The sequence below is a fragment of the Paracidovorax konjaci genome, from assembly GCF_900112675.1.
GTDB lineage: Bacteria > Pseudomonadota > Gammaproteobacteria > Burkholderiales > Burkholderiaceae_C > Paracidovorax > Paracidovorax konjaci.
The window spans coordinates 95,424-113,204 of sequence record NZ_FOMQ01000003.1; the positions used below are offsets into that span (position 1 = coordinate 95,424).

Here is a 17,781-nt window from a genome sequence, read left to right on the forward strand (position 1 = left end):
AGGACCGGTCCGGGGGGTTGCGCGGCGCAGCGCCGCGACCGGGCCGTCAGGCCGCCGCCAGAAGCCCTGCGCAGTGGGCGCACCAGGCGGCCACCGCCGCTTCGGCCGCATCGATGGGCGCATTGCCGCTCAGCCGGGGCCAGCGGCGCTGCGTGGCATGGACGATGCTGCCCAGTTGCCAGAGCGCTTCGCCGCGGACCAGCGCCAGTTCCGAGGCGCCCTGCGGATCGCCCTGCAAATGCACGGCGATCTCGCTTTCCTGGCGGGGGTGCGCGCCGGCCTCGACCAGCGACTGCTGCAGGGCCTGCAGGCGTTGCTCCACGAAGGCGCCCGGGTGCCGGCTGTCGCCCGCCAGCAGGTCCGCGGGCACGCCGGCCCGCAGTTCGGCCCAGCGGTCGAACGCCCCGCCCAGGGTGGCCAGCATCCGGCCCGCTTCTTCCCGTGGGGGCGACAGCGCCACCGCGGCGCCCGGGCCGTCGGCCAGCAGGGGCTGCAGCAGCGCCGCCAGGTGGGGGGCGAACTTGCGGTGGTTGAGCCGCAGGCTGAGCGAGAGCCGCTGCGCGGCCAGCGCGCTGTATTTCTCGAAGAAGGCGGTCGCCACCTCCGACAGCATCAGGATCTGCCCCATGGGCGAGATGTCCGGTCCCCGCAGCCCGCGCGGGTAGCCCGTGCCGTCCATGCGCTCGTGGTGTTCCAGCACGGCGGCTTCGACCGCCGGTGGAAAAGCGCCCTGCGCGCGCAGCAGCAGCGTGGCGGTGATGGGGTGCGCGACGAGGTGCTTGCGGTCGGGGCCCGTGACCTTGTGCTCGGGGTCGTTCCACACCGGGTCCATGTGCATCACCCCGATGTCGTGCAGCAGCGCGGCCACCGCCAGCAGCGAGGCATCGCGCGCGCCGAAGCCGCTGCCCAGGGCCAGGTGGACCGACAGCAGCATCATGCGCACGCTGTGGTCGAAGAGTTCGCGGCGCTGCTCGCGCATCACCGTGAGCTTGAAGGCCATCGGCGCGGGCAGCACCATGCCGCGCAGCGGCGCGATGAGCGGCTCCGGCCCGCCGTGCGCCCGCGCCAGGAGGGCGCCCAGTCCGCCGCCCTCCTGCTCGCTGCCGCACTGCGCGAGCGCCGCCGCCTCGAGCGCGGGCAGGTCCACGGTGTGTTCGGTGCCCAGCAGGCCGTCGATCGGATCGCGCAGCTTGTGCTGCACCAGGCGGTCGTAGAGGCGGCTGTCGATGCGCACGCCCTTCTCGACGAGCTTGATGCCGCTGTCGGTGTAGATGGCGTCCTGGGTGACGACCGGGCAGTGCTCGGCCATGTCGGTCACGCTGCGCAGGTAGTGCGTGCCGTCCTGGGCCAGCGCCTGCGCATCGGCCAGGGCCTGCTGCGCGGCCGCCGCCGACATCGCGGGCGGTGCGTGGGGATTGCGTCGGTCGTGGTCGTTCATGCGCCTCTGAATATACGGGCCGCCGCAGGCCCCGCCGGCAAAGAAAAAGCCTGCGGGCGCACAGCCGGCAGGCTTTTTCTGGCGAAGGCAGCGCGTGGGGCGCCGCCCGGGCGGGCCGATCAGCCCTGCGAGTTCTTGTAGCTCTCCACGCCGTCGGTGATTTCCTTGTGGGCGGCCTCGACGCCTTCCCAGCCCAGCACCTTGACCCACTTGCCTTCTTCCAGGTCCTTGTAGTGCTCGAAGAAGTGGCTGATGGCCTTCAGGCGCACAGGGTTCACGTCGTCCACGGTCTTCCAGCCTTCGTACATCTTGAGGATCTTGGTGGTGGGCACGGCCAGCACCTTGCCGTCCACGCCGGCTTCGTCTTCCATCTTCAGGATGCCGAGCGCGCGGCAGGGCACGACCACGCCGGGGTGCAGGGGGTACGGGGTGATCACCAGCACATCGACCGGGTCGCCGTCGCCGGACAGCGTCTGGGGCACGTAGCCGTAGTTGCAGGGGTAGTACATGGCCGTCGTCAGGAAACGGTCCACGAAGACCGCGCCGGACTCCTTGTCCACCTCGTACTTGATCGGGTCGGATTCCGCAGGGATCTCGATGACCACGTTGAAGGTTTCGGGAAGCTTCTTGCCGGGGGTGACGTTGTTCAGGGACATGGTTGAAATGGAGGGATGGGAATGCAAAGGATGCGGGGAGCGCGCCAGCCGTGCCGGCCGGGCCGCAGGTGGCGCATTCTAGAGCGGCGGGCCCGGGGCCCTGCGCCGGCCCGCGGCCGCGGCCGCGGCGGCTTGCGGCGCGGCGCCCGCGGGCGTACATTGCGGCGGTTGGCCAATCGTCTCCACCCGCCTTCGCGGGCCGATGGGCACGAGGAAGCAACGCAGCGGAAACACTCCCGCGATGCGTTGCGTGTTTCCTTCCGTGCATCCCCCTGACAGGAGACGACGAACGTGGCTGCATCTTCCTTCCTTTCCCCCTTCTCCGGCGCCCTGGGCCCGGCCCTCTGGCTGGCGCTCGCCTGCGGCGCGATCGCGGTGGCCTACGGCCTCTGGGCGCGCGGCTGGATCCTTGCGCAGGACGCCGGCAGCGAACGCATGCAGGCCATCGCCGCGGCGATCCAGGCCGGCGCGGCGGCCTACCTCGCGCGGCAGTACCGCACCATCGCCGTGGCCGGCGCCGTGCTGGCCGTGCTCATCGGCATCTTCCTGGACCTGCGCACGGCAGCCGGCTTCGTGCTGGGCGCGGTGCTCTCGGGCGCGTGCGGCTTCATCGGCATGAACGTGTCGGTGCGGGCCAACGTGCGCACCGCGCAGGCGGCCGCGCTGGGCATCGGCCCGGCCTTGAAGGTGGCGTTCCGCGGCGGCGCGATCACCGGCATGCTGGTGGTGGGCCTGGGGCTGCTGGGCGTGGCGGGCTTCAGCGCCTTCCTGCTGGGCGCGGGGCCGGGCGGCGGCAGTGCGCAGAGCCTGCCGGCGCAGTTGCACCCGCTCATCGGCTTCGCGTTCGGCGCGTCGCTGATCTCGATCTTCGCGCGGCTGGGCGGCGGCATCTTCACCAAGGGCGCCGACGTGGGCGCCGACCTCGTGGGCAAGGTGGAGGCCGGCATTCCCGAGGACGACCCCCGCAACCCGGCCGTGATCGCCGACAACGTGGGCGACAACGTGGGCGACTGCGCCGGCATGGCGGCCGACCTGTTCGAGACCTATGCCGTGACGCTGATCGCGACGATGGTGCTGGGCGCGCTGGTGGGCTTCTCGCCGGGCGTGGCGGTGGTGTATCCGCTGGCGCTGGGCGGCGTGTCGATCCTGGCGTCGATCGTCGGCTGCGCCTTCGTGAAGGCATCGCCCGGCATGACCAACGTGATGCCCGCGCTCTACCGGGGCCTGGCCGTGGCGGGCGGGCTGTCGCTGGCCGCGTTCGGGCTGGTGACCTTCTGGCTGGTGCCCGATGCCTCCATCGCCGTGCACGGCAGCACCTGGCGGCTCTTCGGCGCCTGCGCCACCGGCCTGGTGCTCACGGCCGCGCTGGTCTGGATCACCGAGTACTACACGGGCACGCAGTACGCGCCGGTGCGCCACATCGCCCAGGCGTCCACCACGGGGCACGGCACGAACATCATCGCGGGGCTGGGCGTGTCGATGCGCTCCACGGCCTGGCCGGTGGTGTTCGTCTGCGCGGCCATCGTGGTCTCATACACCCTCGCGGGGCTCTACGGCGTGGCCGTGGCGGCGACGGCCATGCTCAGCATGGCGGGCATCGTGGTGGCGCTGGACGCCTATGGCCCCATCACCGACAACGCCGGCGGCATCGCCGAGATGGCCGAGCTGCCGGCCGCCGTGCGCGCCGTGACCGATCCGCTCGATGCCGTGGGCAACACCACCAAGGCCGTCACCAAGGGCTATGCCATCGGATCGGCCGGCCTCGCGGCGCTGGTGCTGTTCGCCGACTACACCCACCAGCTCGGCGCGCAGGGGCAGGCGCTGCGCTTCGACCTCTCCGACCCGATGGTCATCGTGGGGCTGTTCATCGGCGGGCTGGTGCCCTACCTGTTCGGCGCCATGGCGATGGAGGCCGTGGGGCGCGCGGCGGGCGCGGTGGTGGTCGAGGTGCGCCGGCAGTTCGCCACCATCGCCGGCATCATGGAAGGCCGCGCCCAGCCCGAATACGGCCGCGCGGTGGACATGCTCACCGCCGCCGCCATCCGCGAGATGGTGGTGCCCAGCCTGCTGCCCGTGGCCGTGCCGATCGCCGTGGGGCTGATCCTGGGGCCGCGCGCGCTGGGCGGGCTGCTCATGGGCACCATCGTCACCGGCCTCTTCGTGGCCATCAGCATGTGCACGGGCGGCGGCGCGTGGGACAACGCCAAGAAATACATCGAGGACGGCCACCACGGCGGCAAGGGCAGCGATGCGCACAAGGCCGCCGTCACGGGCGACACGGTGGGCGACCCCTACAAGGACACCGCGGGCCCGGCCGTGAACCCGCTCATCAAGATCATCAACATCGTGGCGCTGCTGATCGTTCCGCTGGTGGCGCGGCTGCATGGCGGAGGTTGATTCCGCCGGGCGCCGGGCAGCCCAGGCGCTCCGGTATCGATAGCGCCCGGCCATGAGGGCACGGGCGCCATAGCCATTTTTGCCGGTGCACCCGGCGCGGAACGGACCTCGGCATGCGTTAAGGTGGCCCGGCGCCCGGGCCCTGCCCTGGCGCCCTGCTGGACCTCCCCCCGTACGTTCTCCGAGAAAGGCTGCCCCGATGCCGCTGCAAGCGCCCGCGTTCCTGCCCCCGCCTCCCACCTTCAGAGCCTTGCCTGCCGCCGCGCCGCGCCCCTTGCGGGCCCGGCCGGCGGGCTGGTGCCTGGCTCTGGCGCTCGGCGCCCTCGCGGCGGGCACCGCCACCGCACAGACACAGACACAGACACAGACACAGACGCAGACGCGCGCTGCGCCTGCCGCTGCCGCTGCCTCGGCGGCGCAGCCCACCGCGAGCCCGGCCGTGCAGCGCAGCCTGCAGGCCGTGCGCTCGGCCCCGGCCGTGCAGCAGGTGCTGGACGACCTGCGCACCGACCACGCGCGCGCCGTCGAAGAGCTGCGCCACCTCGTGCAGATCCCCGCGCCGCCCTTCAAGGAGCAGCGCCGCGCCGAATACGTGGTGAAGCGCTTCAAGGAACTGGGCCTGGCCGATGCCGCCATCGACCAGGAAGGCAATGCCGTCGGCATCCGCAAGGGCGCGGGCAACGGGCCCCGGCTGGTGGTGTCGGCCCACCTGGACACGGTGTTCCCCGAAGGCACGAACCTCGCCGTGCGCGAGGAAGGCGGCAAGCTGTATGCGCCGGGCATCTCGGACGACACGCGCGGCGTGACGGTGCTGCTCTCGTGGCTCAAGGCGCTCAACGAACGCAAGCTCGCCACCGTGGGCGACATCGTCTTCGTGGCGAACGTGGGCGAGGAAGAGCTGGGCAACCTGCGCGGCATGAAGGCGCTCTTCCGCACCCATGCCGACATCGACGGCATGGTCGGGCTGGAGCCCGGCGAGGGCGACGGCATCCTCAACCAGGGCACGGGCAGCCACCGCTACGAAGTGGCCTTCAAGGGGCCCGGCGGCCACAGCTTCGCGGCCTTCGGCCAGGTGCCCAGCGCCATCCACGCGATGGGCCGTGCCATCGCGCACATCGGCGACGTGCAGGTGCCGGCCGATCCCAGGACCACCTTCACCGTGGGCAAGGTGGGCGGTGGCACCTCGGTGAACACCATCGCGGGCGACGCCACGATGGCGGTGGACATCCGCTCCAACGCCCTGCCCGCGCTGCTGCAGGCCGAGAAGGACATCATGGCCGCCATCCAGCGCGGCGTGGAGGAAGAGAACCGCCGCTGGAACGCCGCGGCGAAGATCACGGCCGAGCCGAAGATGATCGGCGACCGCCCCGCCGGCGCCACCGCCGCGGACCAGCCCATCGTGCAGGCGGCCGTCGCCTCGGTGCTGGCGTCCGGCGGCAAGCCCACGCTGCGCGCGGCCAGCACCGATGCCAACGTGCCCATGGGCCTGGGCATCCCGGCCATCATCCTGGGCAGCGGCGGCAAGAACGGCGGTTTCCACGCGCTGGGCGAATGGTTCGACCCCACCGATGCCTGGAAAGGCGCGCAGACCGGCCTCGTGACGGTGCTGGCGCTGGTCGGCGTGCAGGGCACGAGCGAGCCGGTGCTGGCGCGCCGCCCGCCGCGCCGCTGAAGGCCGTCAGGCCCGGGCCGGGCGGCCCGGGCGCTGCGCGTTGAGGCGCACGGGCCCCGAGCGGGCATCGACCGCGGCCTGCACCTCGCGCCGCAGGCCGAGCGCGAAGCCGATCTCGGCGGCCACGAAGAGCGGCCCGACGATCAGGCCCACGAGATCGTCCACGAACGCGGGCTTGCGGCCTTCGTAGTAGTGGCCCACGAACTGGATCACCCAGCCCACCACGAAGAGCCCCACGCCCGCGCCCAGCCACAGCACGGTGGCCTGCGCGGCGAGCCACTGGCCCACGGCCAGCATGGCGGCCAGCACCGCCGCCATCGCGAGGCCGTAGCGCGCATCGAGCCGGAAGTAGAACAGGCTGGCCGCCAGAGCGGCCGCCAGGGCCGGCGAGACCGGCAGCAGGCCGCCGGCCATCCACGCGGGGCGCGACAGCAGCACCGTGACGGCCAGCATGATCATCGGCACGCCGACGAAATGGGTCTGGATGTTGCGCGGATCGCGGTGGTAGTCGGCGTATTGGGAGAGGTGGTCGATCAGGGTTTTCATGGGTGTCTCCTTTGGCGGCGGCCCTCTGCGGCGGGGCGCCTGCGCCGAATAATCCGCAGTCGGCGCGGTGCTGTCTGTCGGCCAGCCGACACAACCCGCCCGCTCCCCGCCCGCCATGCCCACCACGCCCACCACCGTCGCCGCGGACCACCTCGCCACGCTCTCCTCGGGCCGCTGGTTCGCCACGCTGCCCGCCGACCTGGCCGGAGCACTGGCCGCCATGGCCCACCTGCGCGCCCTGCAGGCCGGTGAAGCGCTCTTCCTGCGCGGAGATGCCCCCTGCGGCCTCTACGCCGTGGTGCGCGGGGCGATCGACATTTCGGGGGTGGGCGGCCTGCAGCCGCAGGCGCGCGCGGCGCTGCTCACGCGGCTGGAGCCGCCGGCCTGGTTCGGCGAGATCGCCGTCTTCGACCGGGCGCCGCGCACGCACGACGCCCATGCGGCCGAACCCGGCACGCTGCTGCTGCAGGTGCCGCAGGCGCCGCTGCTGGCCTGGCTGGGCGCGCACCCCGGGCACTGGCACGCGCTCGCGCTGCTGCTCACCGACAAGCTGCGCACCGCCTTCGTGGCGCTGGAGGAACTGGCGCTGCTGCCCGCTCCCGAGCGCCTCGCGCGGCGGCTCGTGCTCATGGCCGAGGGCTACGGCCAATGGGCCGGCGAGGGGCGCTCGCGCCGCAGCATCGCGCTGTCGCAGGAGCAGCTCGCGCTGATGCTCGCGCTCTCGCGCCAGACCACCAACCAGATCCTGCGCGACCTGCAGGCGCGCGGCCTGCTGCGCATGCACCGCGGCGGCATCGAGATCCTGGACCTGGCCGGCCTGCGCGCGGCCTGCGCCTGAGCACCCCGCCGCGGCGGGCACCTGCCGCACAATGCGCCGCATGCAGTACCACCACATCGCCAACGCCGCCGTGCCGTCTGCCGGCGGCCGCACCCTGCCGGTGATCGACCCCTCCGACGGCCAGCCCTACGACGAGATCCAGCGCGGCACGGCCGGCGACATCGACGATGCCGTGCGCGCGGCCCGGCGGTGCCACGACACCGTGTGGCGCACGCTGGCCCCGGCCGAGCGCGGCCGGCTGCTGATGCGCCTCGCGCAGTCGGTCACGGCCCATGCCGACGAGCTGGCCGCCATCGAACAGCGCGACTGCGGCAAGCCCACGCGGCAGGCGCGGGCCGATGCGCTGGCGCTGGCGCGGTACTTCGAGTTCTATGCCGGTGCCTGCGACAAGCTGCACGGCGACACGATCCCCTACGCCGACGGCTACAGCGTGCTCACCTGGCGCGAACCGCACGGCGTGACGGGCCACATCGTGCCGTGGAACTACCCCATGCAGATCTTCGGCCGCTGCGTGGGCGGGGCTCTGGCGGCGGGCAACGTCTGCGTGGTCAAGCCGTCCGAGGACGCCTGCCTCTCGCTGCTGCGCGTGGCCCGGCTCGCGGCCGAGGCTGGCTTTCCGGCGGGCGCGATCAACATCGTGACGGGCTACGGCCACGAGGTGGGCGAGGCGCTCGCGCGGCACCCGGGCATCGACCACATCAGCTTCACGGGCAGCCCGCGCATCGGCACGCTGATCCAGCAGGCGGCCGCGGAGCGCCACTGCCCGGTCACGCTGGAGCTGGGCGGCAAGAGCCCGCAGATCCTGTTCGCCGACGCCGACCTGGACGCGGCCCTGCCCGCGGTGGTCAACGCCATCGTGCAGAACGCGGGGCAGACCTGCTCGGCGGGCTCGCGCGTGCTCATCGATTCGCTCATCTACGAGAACGTGCTGGAGCGGCTGGCGGCGATGTTCCAGGCCCTGCGCGTGGGCCCGGCCGCGATGGACCTGGACCTGGGCCCGCTGATCCGCCAGAGCCAGCAGCAGCGGGTGTGGGATTTCCTCTCCGATGCGCAGATCGCCGGCATTCCGCTCATGGCGCAGGGCACCGTTGTGGAAGGCGCCCCGCAGTCGGGCTTCTACCAGGCGCCCGCGCTGCTGCGCGACGTGCCGTTCGATCATCCGCTGGCGCAGGAGGAGATCTTCGGCCCCGTGCTCTCGGCGATGCCGTTCGAGAGCGAGGAGCAGGCCGTGCAACTGGCCAACGCCACGCGCTTCGGCCTCGTCGCGGGCGTGTGGACGCGCGACGGCGCGCGCCAGTTCCGCATGGCCCGGCGCATCGCGAGCGGCCAGGTGTTCATCAACAACTACGGCGCGGCGGGCGGCGTGGAGCTGCCCTTCGGCGGCGTGAAATCCAGCGGCCACGGACGCGAGAAGGGCCTGGAGGCGCTGCTCGGTTTCACCACGCTCAAGACCGTGGCGATCCGGCACGGCTGAAGGCCTGTGCGCGGATGGCCCGGCACGGCGGCTGCCCGCGGGATGGGGGCGGGCCGTTGCAGCCCTGCCCGTCCCCGTGTGCGGCAAGGCACCGGATTTGCTATTTAATTGATAGCAAACTATTCAATGGAATCGGCGGCATGGGGGCAAAAACCCTTGGACCGCGTCACCCCAGGGCGGTATCGAGCAGCATCATGAGCACGAAGCCGATCATGAGCCCGCCGGTGGCCCAGGCCTCGTGCCCCTTGCGGTGCGACTCGGGAATGATCTCGTGGCTGATGACGAACAGCATCGCTCCGGCCGCAAAGCCCAGGCCCCAGGGCAGCAGCCCCGCCGACAGGCCGATGATCGACGCGCCCAGCACGGCGCCCAGCGGCTCCACCAGCCCCGACGCCATGCCCAGCGCCACCGCCAGCCAGCGCCGGTAGCCGGCCGCCAGCAGCGCCACGGCCACCACCAGGCCCTCGGGAACGTCCTGGATGGCGATGCCGGCCGTGAGCGTGCCCGCCTGCAGCGCATCGGTCCCCCCGTAGGCCACGCCGATCGCCAGCCCTTCCGGGAGGTTGTGCAGCGCGATCGCGAACACGAAAAGCCAGGTGCGGCGCAGCGTGCGCGGCGAGGGGCCGCCCTCCACGCCCTTGATGAAATGCTCGTGCGGCAGCAGCCGTTCCATGACCAGCAGCGCGAGCCCGCCCAGCAGGATGGATCCGCCGATGATGCCGCCGGCGCCCCAGGCGCCCGCGCCGTTGGCCTTGGCCGCCTCCAGCCCCGGAATGATCAGCGAGAAGGAAGACGCCGCCAGCATCACGCCCGCGCCGAAGCCGAAGAGCGTGTCCTGCACGCGCTCCGACAGGCGCTGCGAGAACACCACCGGCAGCGTGCCGAGCGCCGTCGCCAGCGCCGCGACCAGCCCGCCCTGCCATGCCAGCGCCACGCGGGGATGGGCCTGCAAGAACTGCGCGAACTGCAGGCCCAGCACCACCAGCCCCGCCAGGGCGATGGCCAGGCCGAACCACCGGCGGAGTCCCCAGCCGGGGCGGCGCAACGACAGCGTGTTCTGGGCAGGCATGGGCGGGTGCTCCGGAGGGGGTTTCAAGGCGAGGGTTCCTGTGCGCAAAGGTGCCGTGCGGGCGGGTGCGGGTCAACCGCGGGCGTTCGCGTACCGGCGGGCCACTTCGTCCCACCGGATCACACGATAGAACGCCGCGATGTATTCGGGGCGTCGGTTCTGGTACTGCAGGTAGTAGGCGTGTTCCCACACGTCCAGCCCGAGGATCGGCGTGTGGCCCGACAGCAGCCCGGCCATGAGCGGGCTGTCCTGGTTGCCGCTGCTCTCCACCGCCAGGCGGCCTGCGGCATCGACCACCAGCCAGGCCCAGCCGCTGCCGAAGCGCGTGAGCGCGGCCTTGGTGAAGGCCTCCTTGAAGGCGCCCAGGCCGCCCAGGTCGCGGTCGATCGCCTCGGCCAGCGCGCCCGTGGGCTGGCTGCCTCCGCCCTGCCCCTCGGGGGCCATCACGGTCCAGAACAGGCTGTGGTTGGCATGGCCGCCGCCGTTGTTGCGCACGGCGGTCTGCAGCGCTTCGGGCAGCGCCTGCAGGCGCGCCACGAGTTCGTCGATGGGCGTGTCGGCATGCGGCGTGCCTTCCAGCGCGGCGTTCAGGTTGTTGATGTATGTCTGGTGGTGCTTGGTGTGGTGGATTTCCATCGTCCGCGCGTCGATGTGCGGCTCCAGGGCGTCATAGGCGTAGGGCAAGGCAGGCAGCGTGTAGGGCATGGTTCTCACTTTCTGGACAAGGTTTGCGGTAGCGCAGGATCCAGAACGTCGAATCCAGGCAGCCATCACCATGCAAATGATAATTATTTTTATTCGCATGCATGTCAAGTGGGTTATTGCCCGCGCGCAACGCCGCGGCGGGGGTGCCGGCTCCGGTAAAACCCTGACTTCCACCCCGGGGCATGCCGGGACAATGGCCCGGTCCTGCGCCGCCGGCCGCCCGGCTGGCAGGCGCGGGACGCGTTCACATTCCAACAATGCATGGCTGGCCGCCCGCACGGCCACGACAGAGAGGGTTTCCATGACAGACAGCACGTCGACCGCCAACGGCGCGGCAGCGGATACGCGCATCGTGCGCGCCGCCATCCACCCCGCCATCGGCATCTCCCGCGTAGGCAACAGCCGCGAAGCTTTCTACATCGGCCCCCAGGTGGTCCACCCGGCCGCCCAGGAACCGGGCTTCTACCGCGACGCGGCCGGCGCGCTCAAGCGCGAAGCGGCCGAGTTTCGGGTCTACGGCTACAACGCTGCCGGCGCGGTGGTCCGCGAACTGACCGCCGGTTCGGACGAGATCGCCTGGGAAGTGCACGTGGCCAACCGCAAGGCCGACTGGTACCAGTGGCAGATCGCCATGGACATCCCCGAGGCGGCCACCACCGTGCTGCCCCGCCGCAATGCCAAGAACACCACCGAGCGTGACACGCTGGCCATCGACGCCGGCGCGCAGCGCATCGCCGGCCGGAATGCACCGCCCGTGGCCTGCACGGGCCGCTTCACGGGCGTGCCGGTGCAGCTCGGCGAACTGCGCACCGACGCGCAGGGCCGCCTGCTGTTCCTGCCCGGCTATGGCATCTCCGCCTCGCCCACGGGCAGCCCGATCTACATCGACGGAGACGACAACTCCTTCATCAATGCCGACGGCTGGTACGACGACACCTGCGACGGGCCCGTCTCGGCCACCGTGCGCGTGGACGGGCAGGCGGTTCCGGTAGAGCCGGCCTGGGTGGTCAGCGCACCGCCGAACTACGCACCGCAGGTCAAGGCCGAACGCACGCTCTACGATCTGCTGCAGGATCTGTACGTGCAGGCCGGCTGGGTAGCCGCGCCGGCCGAGGTTTCCTTCACCGACGACGTGTACCCTATCCTGCAGCGGCTCTCGGGCCTGCAGTGGGTGAACCAGGGCTTTGCGACGCAGTTCGGGCACAACGGCGCCTTCGACTTCGAGAGCCCCGCGTTCATCGAGCGGCTCTGCGCACTGCCTGCACCCGGAGCCTACGACCCGAACAAGGAACTGCGCCGGCAGGTGTTCAACAGCTTCCGGCCGCCGCAGCCGCAGGACGGCAACCAGTTGCCCTGGCCATGGCTTTACGGCGACGCGATGACGCTGCCGGCCGGGCAGAGCCCGCGCCAGAACGCCAGCATCAGCCAGACCCAGAGCGACATCCTGGCGCGCTGGGCCGCGGGCCTGTTCACCGCGGACTGGGGCCGCACCCCGGTCCCGCCGGACTGCATCGAGGCCGTGCCTCTGCAGGACCAACCCGCCACGCTGGACCGCGCAGCGCTGGAGTTCTGCCTGGCCGACGCCTTCCATCCCGGCTGCGAGCTGACCTGGCCCATGCGCCACCTGAGCCTCTACAGCGCCCCCTTCCGCATTCGCCGCCGGCCCGCCGGCGTGGCCGAGCCGGACTACGGCCCCACGCTCGACCAGGTCACCGCGCTCTCGGGCCACGGCCCGCTGAACGCCCAGGGGCCGGGCGACCTCAACCGCTGGATGGGGCTTCCCTGGCAGGCCGACACCGCTTGGTGCCGCGCCGGCTACGACACGCACTACGACCCGTTCGCACCCGCGTTCTGGCCGGCCCGCGTGCCCAACCAGGTGCTCACCGAGCAGGATTACGCCATCGTCGTCGATCCGCACCAGCCCATCGAGCGCCGCATCGCGGCCTTCACCAACCGCACCGACTGGAACAAGCCCCTGCGCGGCTCCACGGCCGAAGTGATGACCACGATGGTCCGCATCTTCGGATCGATGGGACTGCTCGAAGTGCGCCCGGGCGTCCGGGGCGATGCGCGCTTTCCCGAGCGGATGATGGTCGCGGCATACGGCCCCGACGTACCGCCCATGGATGCACGCAGCGCCGTGGACGGCACCCCGCCGATGCTGCAGGGCAAGGCGCAACTGCTGGGCGAGGAGGCCGCCACGCCCGGACAGGAGGCCGCGCCTGCACTCCCGCCGGGCGCCAACTTCCGCTCGCACGAGGAGGCCCGCCGCGCACCCTTGCCGGTGCGCAAGGGGCCGCCACGGTCGTGATGCCGGGCCGCATGCCGCCCGAGCCCTCCGGGGCGGCGGGTGGCCGGAGTGTTTCCGGCGCACCGTTCGATGCCGCCATCGCCGGGGGCGGGCCGGCAGGCGCGGCCTGCGCCATCGTGCTGGCCCGCGCGGGCTGGCGCGTGCTGCTGGCCGACGCTGGCGACGGCAGCGTGGCGCGCGTTGGCGAGAACCTGCCGCCCGCCGTTTTCAGCCTGCTGGCGGAACTGGGCCTGCGCGACCAGGTGCTCGCGGATGGGCACCGGCCCAGCCACGGCAGCTGGTCCTTCTGGGGCGACAGCGCCGGCCATGCCAGCGACACCCTGCGGCACCTCCAGGGCGACGGGCTCCAGCTCGACCGCGCAGGCTTCGACGCGCGCCTGCGTGGCGCAGCCTCCCTGGCCGGCGCCCAGGTCTGCCTGGCGACGCACCTGCAGATCGATCCACCGGCGCAAGGCGCGCCGAGGCACCACATCCGGGCGCGCCAGGCCGGTGGCGCCACCGACGCCGCCGAGGCACGCTGGTTCGTCGATGCCACGGGTCGGGCCTCGGCCCCCTCCATCCGGCTGGGCGCTCAGCGGATCGGCCATGACGCACTGATCGCCTTCCACCAGCGGCTGCGCAGCCCCGGGCACGGCGACCGCGACGGCCGCACCTGGGTCGAGGCGGTCCCGGACGGCTGGTGGTACAGCGCCCTGCTACCCGGCGGAGACCGGCTGGTGGCGCTGCTCGGCGATGCCGACCTGCTCGACCGCCGCGAACTGCTGGCCGATGGCGGCCTGTGGCGCAGGCTCCAGTCCACCGAACGCCTGAGCGCGCTGTGCACCGCCCACGGCTACCAGCCGGGGGCCGCCGCGCAGGGGGCCGATGCCAGCAGCTCCGAGCTGGACCGTGCCGCGGGAAAGCGCTGGCTGGCCGTGGGCGACGCCGCGCTGGCCTTCGATCCGCTGTCCTCAAAAGGCATCGGCAACGCGCTCTATACCGGTCTGCGCGCCGCGCAGGCGATGCTGGCCGAAGACGGCGGCGATGCCCTGGCCACGGCCCGGTATGCCGGGCACCTGCGCTCCATACACCACGTCTACCGCGCCCAGCTGGCCCACGTCTATGCCGCGGAGCAGCGCTGGGCCTCAGCGCCGTTCTGGGCCCGCCGTCATGCGGCGAGGTTGCCATTGCCGGTGGCCGCTACACTGGCCTCGGCGGGCTCGCCCCGCGCTGCCGCCGGACGGCCTGCCCCTCGGCCTTGAAGCCAGCGCCGCCCTCCCCCCCCTACCGGCCCGCAGACTCGCGGGCCGCATCGTCCGATCGTTCAGCCGGTCACGGCATACCAGGAGATTCCCGCCATGCGCGTCGAGGGCAAATCCATCATCGTCACCGGGGCCGGCGGCGGCATCGGCGAAGGCATCGCCCGGCGGCTGGCCGCCGAGGGCGGCCGCGTCATCGTGAACGACATCCTGCCGGAAGCTGCAGAGCGCGTGGCCCAGGCCATCCGCGACGGTGGAGGCGCCGCCCATGCCTTTGCCGCCGACATGACGCGTTCGCAAGAGGTGCTCGCCCTCGTGGCCGAGGCCGTGGTGCGCCACGGCGCGCTCGACGTGATGGTCAACAACGTCGGCTGGACCCACCGCAACCGCCCGATGCTCGAAGTGCCCGAGGAGGAGTTCGACCGCGTCTACGCGGTCAACGTCAAGAGCATCTACCTGTCGGCCCTGCATGCGGTGCCCGCGATGCGTGCCAACCCGGAGCGGCGCGGCGGCAGCTTCATCAACATCGCCTCCACGGCCGGGCTGCGGCCCCGCCCGGGCCTCACCTGGTACAACGGCTCCAAGGCCGCCGTCATCATTACCAGCAAATCCATGGCCGCCGAACTGGGGCCGGACAACATCCGCGTGAACTGCATCAACCCCGTGTTCAACCCCGACACCGGACTCGCCGCCGAGTTCGCGGGCGGCCCGCTGGACGAGGCGCGGCGTGCCCGCTTCCTGTCCACCATTCCGCTGGGCCGTTTCTCCACGGCCCTCGACGTGGCCAACGCCGCCCTCTACCTTGCCAGCGACGAGGCTGCCTTCGTGAGCGGCACCTGCATCGAGGTGGATGGCGCCCGCTGCGTCTGAACCGCGGACGGGCCCGCAGCGCCCACCGGATTGACGGATGTCAAATCCGGACCGTTCGGGCGATACCCCTACGGCGGCCATGCGGCAGAATCCTCCCATGGCCGAACGTGTGATTCCCCTCGTGGACCAGCGCATTGCGGCGCTGAGGCCCCGCGTTCCCGAAGGCCCGCTCGCTGCGCCCTCCGGCGGGCTCAGCGATGCCCTCGGCCGCCCGCTGCGCGATTTGCGCATCAGCGTCACCGACCGCTGCAATTTCCGCTGCAGCTACTGCATGCCGAAGGAAGTGTTCGGCAAGGACTATCCCTATCTGGCGCACAGCGACCTGCTGAGCTTCGAGGAAATTACGCGCCTGGCCCGCGTTTTCCTTGCCCATGGGGTGCGCAAGATCCGCCTCACGGGCGGCGAGCCCCTGCTGCGCCGGCACCTCGAAAACCTGGTGGAGCAACTGGCCCGACTGCACACGGCCGAAGGCCGGGTGCCCGACCTGACCCTGACCACCAATGGATCGCTCCTCGCGCGCAAGGCGCAGGCACTGAGGAGCGCCGGGCTCGCGCGGCTCACGGTCAGCCTCGACAGCCTGCAGGACTCCGTCTTCCGCCGCATGAACGATGTGGACTTTCCCGTGGCCGAGGTGCTGGGAGGCATCGAGGCCGCGCAACGCGCGGGCTTCGAGCGCATCAAGGTCAACATGGTGGTCAAACGCGGCACGAACGACCATGAGATCGTGCCCATGGCGCGCCATTTCCGGGGTGCCGGCATCACGCTGCGCTTCATCGAGTACATGGACGTGGGCGCCACCAACGGGTGGCGCATGGGCGAGGTGCTGCCATCCGCCGACGTGATCGCGCGGCTGCGCGAACACCTTCCGCTCGTGCCCCTTGCGCCTGCCGCCCCCGGCGAAACCGCGGAGCGGTGGGGCTATGCCGACGCCCAGGGCCGGTACGACCCGGCGCTCGGCGAAGTGGGCACCATCAGCAGCGTGACCCGCGCTTTCTGCGGCGACTGCAACCGCGCCAGACTGTCGATGGAAGGCAAGCTGTACCTGTGCCTGTTCGCCACCCAGGGCTGGGACCTGCGCACGCTGCTGCGCGGCGGCGCGGACGATACCGAAATGGCTGCGGCCATCGCGGGCATCTGGCAAGGGCGCACGGACCGCTACTCCGAACTGCGCGGCCTGTTGCCCGCCGATGCAGGGGTAGCCGCCGCTCGCCGTGTCGAAATGAGCTACATCGGCGGATGAAGCACGAAGAGCCCATGCCAGCGCCGATGCGCCCCGGCCCCTGCTGCCGGGCCGGCCGTGGCTGCGCCGCGGCACGCGCTGCGCCTGCGCGGCGTAGGGACCTGCCGTGATCGCACGCGCAGACATCGCCGGCATGGTGCTTGCCGGAGGCCAGGGTTCCCGCATGGGCGGGCTGGACAAGGGCCTCCAGCGTTTCCAGGGCGTCCCGCTCGCGGTGCATGCGCTGGAGCGGCTGCGCCCGCAGGTAGGCGCCGGAAAGCTATCGATCAACGCCAACCGTAACCTCGATGCCTATGCGGGCTTCGGCGTGCCCGTAGTGGCCGACACCCTCGCGAACCACCCCGGCCCCCTGGCAGGCCTGCTGACTGGCCTGGTGCATTGCAACGCACCCTGGCTGCTGACCGTGCCCTGCGACACGCCCCGCTTTCCGCCCGATCTGGCACAGCGGCTGGCGGAGGCCGCCACACAGGCGCGAGCGGCCATTGCCATTGCGGCCGCACCGGAAACTTCGGGCGGAGCCGACCCGGCCCTGCGGTTCCATCCCGTGGCCTGCCTGCTGAGCGTGGCGCTGCGGGAAGACCTCCGCGAATACCTGGCCGACGGAGGCCGCAGGGTCATGGACTGGATCGCGCGCCACCCGTTCGCCACGGCCGCATTCGACCAGCCGGGCGACGATCCGCAGGCATTCCGCAACGCCAACACACTGGCCGAATTGCGCCTGCTGGAGACCCTGGCACCATGACCGCCGAGCCGATCGAGTTCCGTGCAGGCCCACGCTTTCTGCGCATCGCCGTGCTGGACGCCATGCATGTGCACGCCTACAAAGCCTTGCGGGATGCCGCACTGCACGATGCACCGGAGGCCTTCACGTCCGACCACGCCAGCGCGGTGCGACGCACCGCCGAGTCGTATGCCGGGCGCTTCGGTCCTCCGCCGTCCGGCACTTTCTTTCTCGGAGCTTTCGATACCGCCACGGAAGAACTGCTGGGCAGCATCGGTTGCGAGCGCGAAGAGCGCTTGCAGCAGCGCCATTGCGCCCATGTGGTGGGGATGATGGTTTCCACCGCCGCGCAGCGCTGCGGCATCGGCCGGAAGTTGCTGCGCGAGTGCCTGCGCATTGCAGAGCAGGTGGAGGGCCTCGACCAACTGCTGCTCACGGTGACGGCGATGAACGGGCACAGCGTCCGGCTCTACGAGAGCGAGGGCTTCCGGGCCTGGGGCCTGTTGCCGCGTGCCATCGTGGTGGCTGGCACCGCTTACGACAAACTCCACATGGCCCGTCCGCTGCATTCCGCCGCGCAGGCCGATGCACCGGCGTCCCCCTGAA

At 71.6% G+C, this 17,781-nt stretch carries 15 protein-coding genes; 10 read left to right on the forward strand and 5 right to left on the reverse strand.

What is annotated here, in order from left to right; translation table 11 throughout:
- Positions 1 to 46: 46 nt before the first annotated feature.
- Together BM144_RS04960 and ppa are read right to left on the reverse strand one after the other, a co-directional pair.
- Complete coding sequence (locus tag BM144_RS04960) at positions 47 to 1,438, reverse strand: HD-GYP domain-containing protein (protein WP_092950203.1); 1,392 nt, start codon at positions 1,436 to 1,438, stop codon at positions 47 to 49.
- Positions 1,439 to 1,557: 119 nt separating this feature from the next.
- Positions 1,558 to 2,094 carry an inorganic diphosphatase gene (gene ppa, locus BM144_RS04965; RefSeq protein WP_092950204.1) on the reverse strand — a complete coding sequence of 179 codons (537 nt, stop codon included), beginning with the start codon at positions 2,092 to 2,094 and terminating at the stop codon, positions 1,558 to 1,560.
- Between the two features lie 291 nt (positions 2,095 to 2,385).
- On the opposite strand from ppa, the gene BM144_RS04970 reads away from it, so the two are divergent.
- Positions 2,386 to 4,491, forward strand: a complete 2,106-nt coding sequence (locus BM144_RS04970; protein ID WP_245783541.1) for a sodium-translocating pyrophosphatase — start codon at positions 2,386 to 2,388, stop codon at positions 4,489 to 4,491.
- Positions 4,492 to 4,690: 199 nt separating this feature from the next.
- A complete protein-coding gene (locus BM144_RS04975; protein WP_245783542.1) occupies positions 4,691 to 6,163 on the forward strand; it encodes a M20/M25/M40 family metallo-hydrolase in 1,473 nt (490 codons plus the stop codon).
- Positions 6,164 to 6,169: 6 nt separating this feature from the next.
- On the opposite strand, the gene BM144_RS04980 is transcribed toward BM144_RS04975, so the two are convergent.
- Positions 6,170 to 6,709, reverse strand: coding sequence for an Mpo1 family 2-hydroxy fatty acid dioxygenase (locus BM144_RS04980; protein ID WP_092950205.1), 540 nt, complete (start codon positions 6,707 to 6,709; stop codon positions 6,170 to 6,172).
- 115 nt (positions 6,710 to 6,824) lie between these two features.
- Here BM144_RS04980 and BM144_RS04985 point away from each other — a divergent pair, with 115 nt between their 5' ends.
- Together BM144_RS04985 and BM144_RS04990 are read left to right on the forward strand one after the other, a co-directional pair.
- Positions 6,825 to 7,547 (forward strand): Crp/Fnr family transcriptional regulator, encoded by a 723-nt coding sequence (locus BM144_RS04985; RefSeq protein ID WP_092950206.1) that lies wholly within the window; start codon positions 6,825 to 6,827, stop codon positions 7,545 to 7,547.
- 40 nt (positions 7,548 to 7,587) lie between these two features.
- A complete protein-coding gene (locus BM144_RS04990) occupies positions 7,588 to 9,021 on the forward strand; it encodes an aldehyde dehydrogenase family protein (protein WP_092950207.1) in 1,434 nt (477 codons plus the stop codon).
- A 166-nt stretch (positions 9,022 to 9,187) separates the two neighbouring features.
- Here BM144_RS04990 and BM144_RS04995 read toward each other — a convergent pair whose 3' ends face one another.
- Both BM144_RS04995 and BM144_RS05000 read right to left on the reverse strand, forming a co-directional pair.
- Positions 9,188 to 10,090, reverse strand: a complete 903-nt coding sequence (locus BM144_RS04995; RefSeq protein WP_092950208.1) for a ZIP family metal transporter — start codon at positions 10,088 to 10,090, stop codon at positions 9,188 to 9,190.
- Positions 10,091 to 10,162: 72 nt separating this feature from the next.
- Entirely contained in the window at positions 10,163 to 10,795 is a 633-nt protein-coding gene (locus BM144_RS05000; RefSeq protein WP_092950209.1) for a superoxide dismutase, read from the reverse strand.
- A 301-nt stretch (positions 10,796 to 11,096) separates the two neighbouring features.
- On the opposite strand from BM144_RS05000, the gene BM144_RS05005 reads away from it, so the two are divergent.
- The 6 genes from BM144_RS05005 to BM144_RS05030 all read left to right on the forward strand — a co-directional run bounded on the left by BM144_RS05005 (position 11,097) and on the right by BM144_RS05030 (position 17,780).
- Entirely contained in the window at positions 11,097 to 13,106 is a 2,010-nt protein-coding gene (locus BM144_RS05005; protein WP_092950210.1) for a LodA/GoxA family CTQ-dependent oxidase, read from the forward strand.
- An 11-nt stretch (positions 13,107 to 13,117) separates the two neighbouring features.
- Positions 13,118 to 14,347: a tryptophan 7-halogenase gene (locus tag BM144_RS05010; RefSeq protein WP_175525955.1), complete on the forward strand. Its 1,230-nt coding sequence runs from the start codon at positions 13,118 to 13,120 to the stop codon at positions 14,345 to 14,347.
- A gap of 96 nt (positions 14,348 to 14,443) precedes the next feature.
- Positions 14,444 to 15,214 (forward strand): SDR family oxidoreductase, encoded by a 771-nt coding sequence (locus BM144_RS05015; RefSeq protein ID WP_092950212.1) that lies wholly within the window; start codon positions 14,444 to 14,446, stop codon positions 15,212 to 15,214.
- A gap of 97 nt (positions 15,215 to 15,311) precedes the next feature.
- Positions 15,312 to 16,454, forward strand: coding sequence for a GTP 3',8-cyclase MoaA (gene moaA, locus BM144_RS05020; protein ID WP_092950213.1), 1,143 nt, complete (start codon positions 15,312 to 15,314; stop codon positions 16,452 to 16,454).
- Positions 16,455 to 16,560: 106 nt separating this feature from the next.
- Positions 16,561 to 17,196, forward strand: coding sequence for a molybdenum cofactor guanylyltransferase MobA (gene mobA, locus BM144_RS05025; protein ID WP_092950214.1), 636 nt, complete (start codon positions 16,561 to 16,563; stop codon positions 17,194 to 17,196).
- The gene (locus BM144_RS05030) at positions 17,193 to 17,780 is read left to right on the forward strand and encodes a GNAT family N-acetyltransferase (RefSeq protein WP_092950215.1); all 588 of its coding nucleotides are present in this window, start codon (positions 17,193 to 17,195) and stop codon (positions 17,778 to 17,780) included. Before mobA ends, BM144_RS05030 begins: the two co-directional genes overlap by 4 nt.
- Position 17,781 lies beyond the last annotated feature (1 nt).

Bases quoted from the DNA above. Each gene is read 5' to 3' on its own strand.
- BM144_RS04960 (WP_092950203.1), bottom strand. From the start codon at position 1,438: ATGAACGACCACGACCGACGCAATCCCCACGCACCGCCCGCGATGTCG.
- ppa (WP_092950204.1), bottom strand. From the start codon at position 2,094: ATGTCCCTGAACAACGTCACCCCCGGCAAGAAGCTTCCCGAAACCTTC.
- BM144_RS04975 (WP_245783542.1), top strand. From the start codon at position 4,691: ATGCCGCTGCAAGCGCCCGCGTTCCTGCCCCCGCCTCCCACCTTCAGA.
- BM144_RS04980 (WP_092950205.1), bottom strand. From the start codon at position 6,709: ATGAAAACCCTGATCGACCACCTCTCCCAATACGCCGACTACCACCGC.
- BM144_RS04985 (WP_092950206.1), top strand. From the start codon at position 6,825: ATGCCCACCACGCCCACCACCGTCGCCGCGGACCACCTCGCCACGCTC.
- BM144_RS04990 (WP_092950207.1), top strand. From the start codon at position 7,588: ATGCAGTACCACCACATCGCCAACGCCGCCGTGCCGTCTGCCGGCGGC.
- BM144_RS04995 (WP_092950208.1), bottom strand. From the start codon at position 10,090: ATGCCTGCCCAGAACACGCTGTCGTTGCGCCGCCCCGGCTGGGGACTC.
- BM144_RS05000 (WP_092950209.1), bottom strand. From the start codon at position 10,795: ATGCCCTACACGCTGCCTGCCTTGCCCTACGCCTATGACGCCCTGGAG.
- BM144_RS05005 (WP_092950210.1), top strand. From the start codon at position 11,097: ATGACAGACAGCACGTCGACCGCCAACGGCGCGGCAGCGGATACGCGC.
- BM144_RS05010 (WP_175525955.1), top strand. From the start codon at position 13,118: ATGCCGCCCGAGCCCTCCGGGGCGGCGGGTGGCCGGAGTGTTTCCGGC.
- BM144_RS05015 (WP_092950212.1), top strand. From the start codon at position 14,444: ATGCGCGTCGAGGGCAAATCCATCATCGTCACCGGGGCCGGCGGCGGC.
- moaA (WP_092950213.1), top strand. From the start codon at position 15,312: ATGGCCGAACGTGTGATTCCCCTCGTGGACCAGCGCATTGCGGCGCTG.
- BM144_RS05030 (WP_092950215.1), top strand. From the start codon at position 17,193: ATGACCGCCGAGCCGATCGAGTTCCGTGCAGGCCCACGCTTTCTGCGC.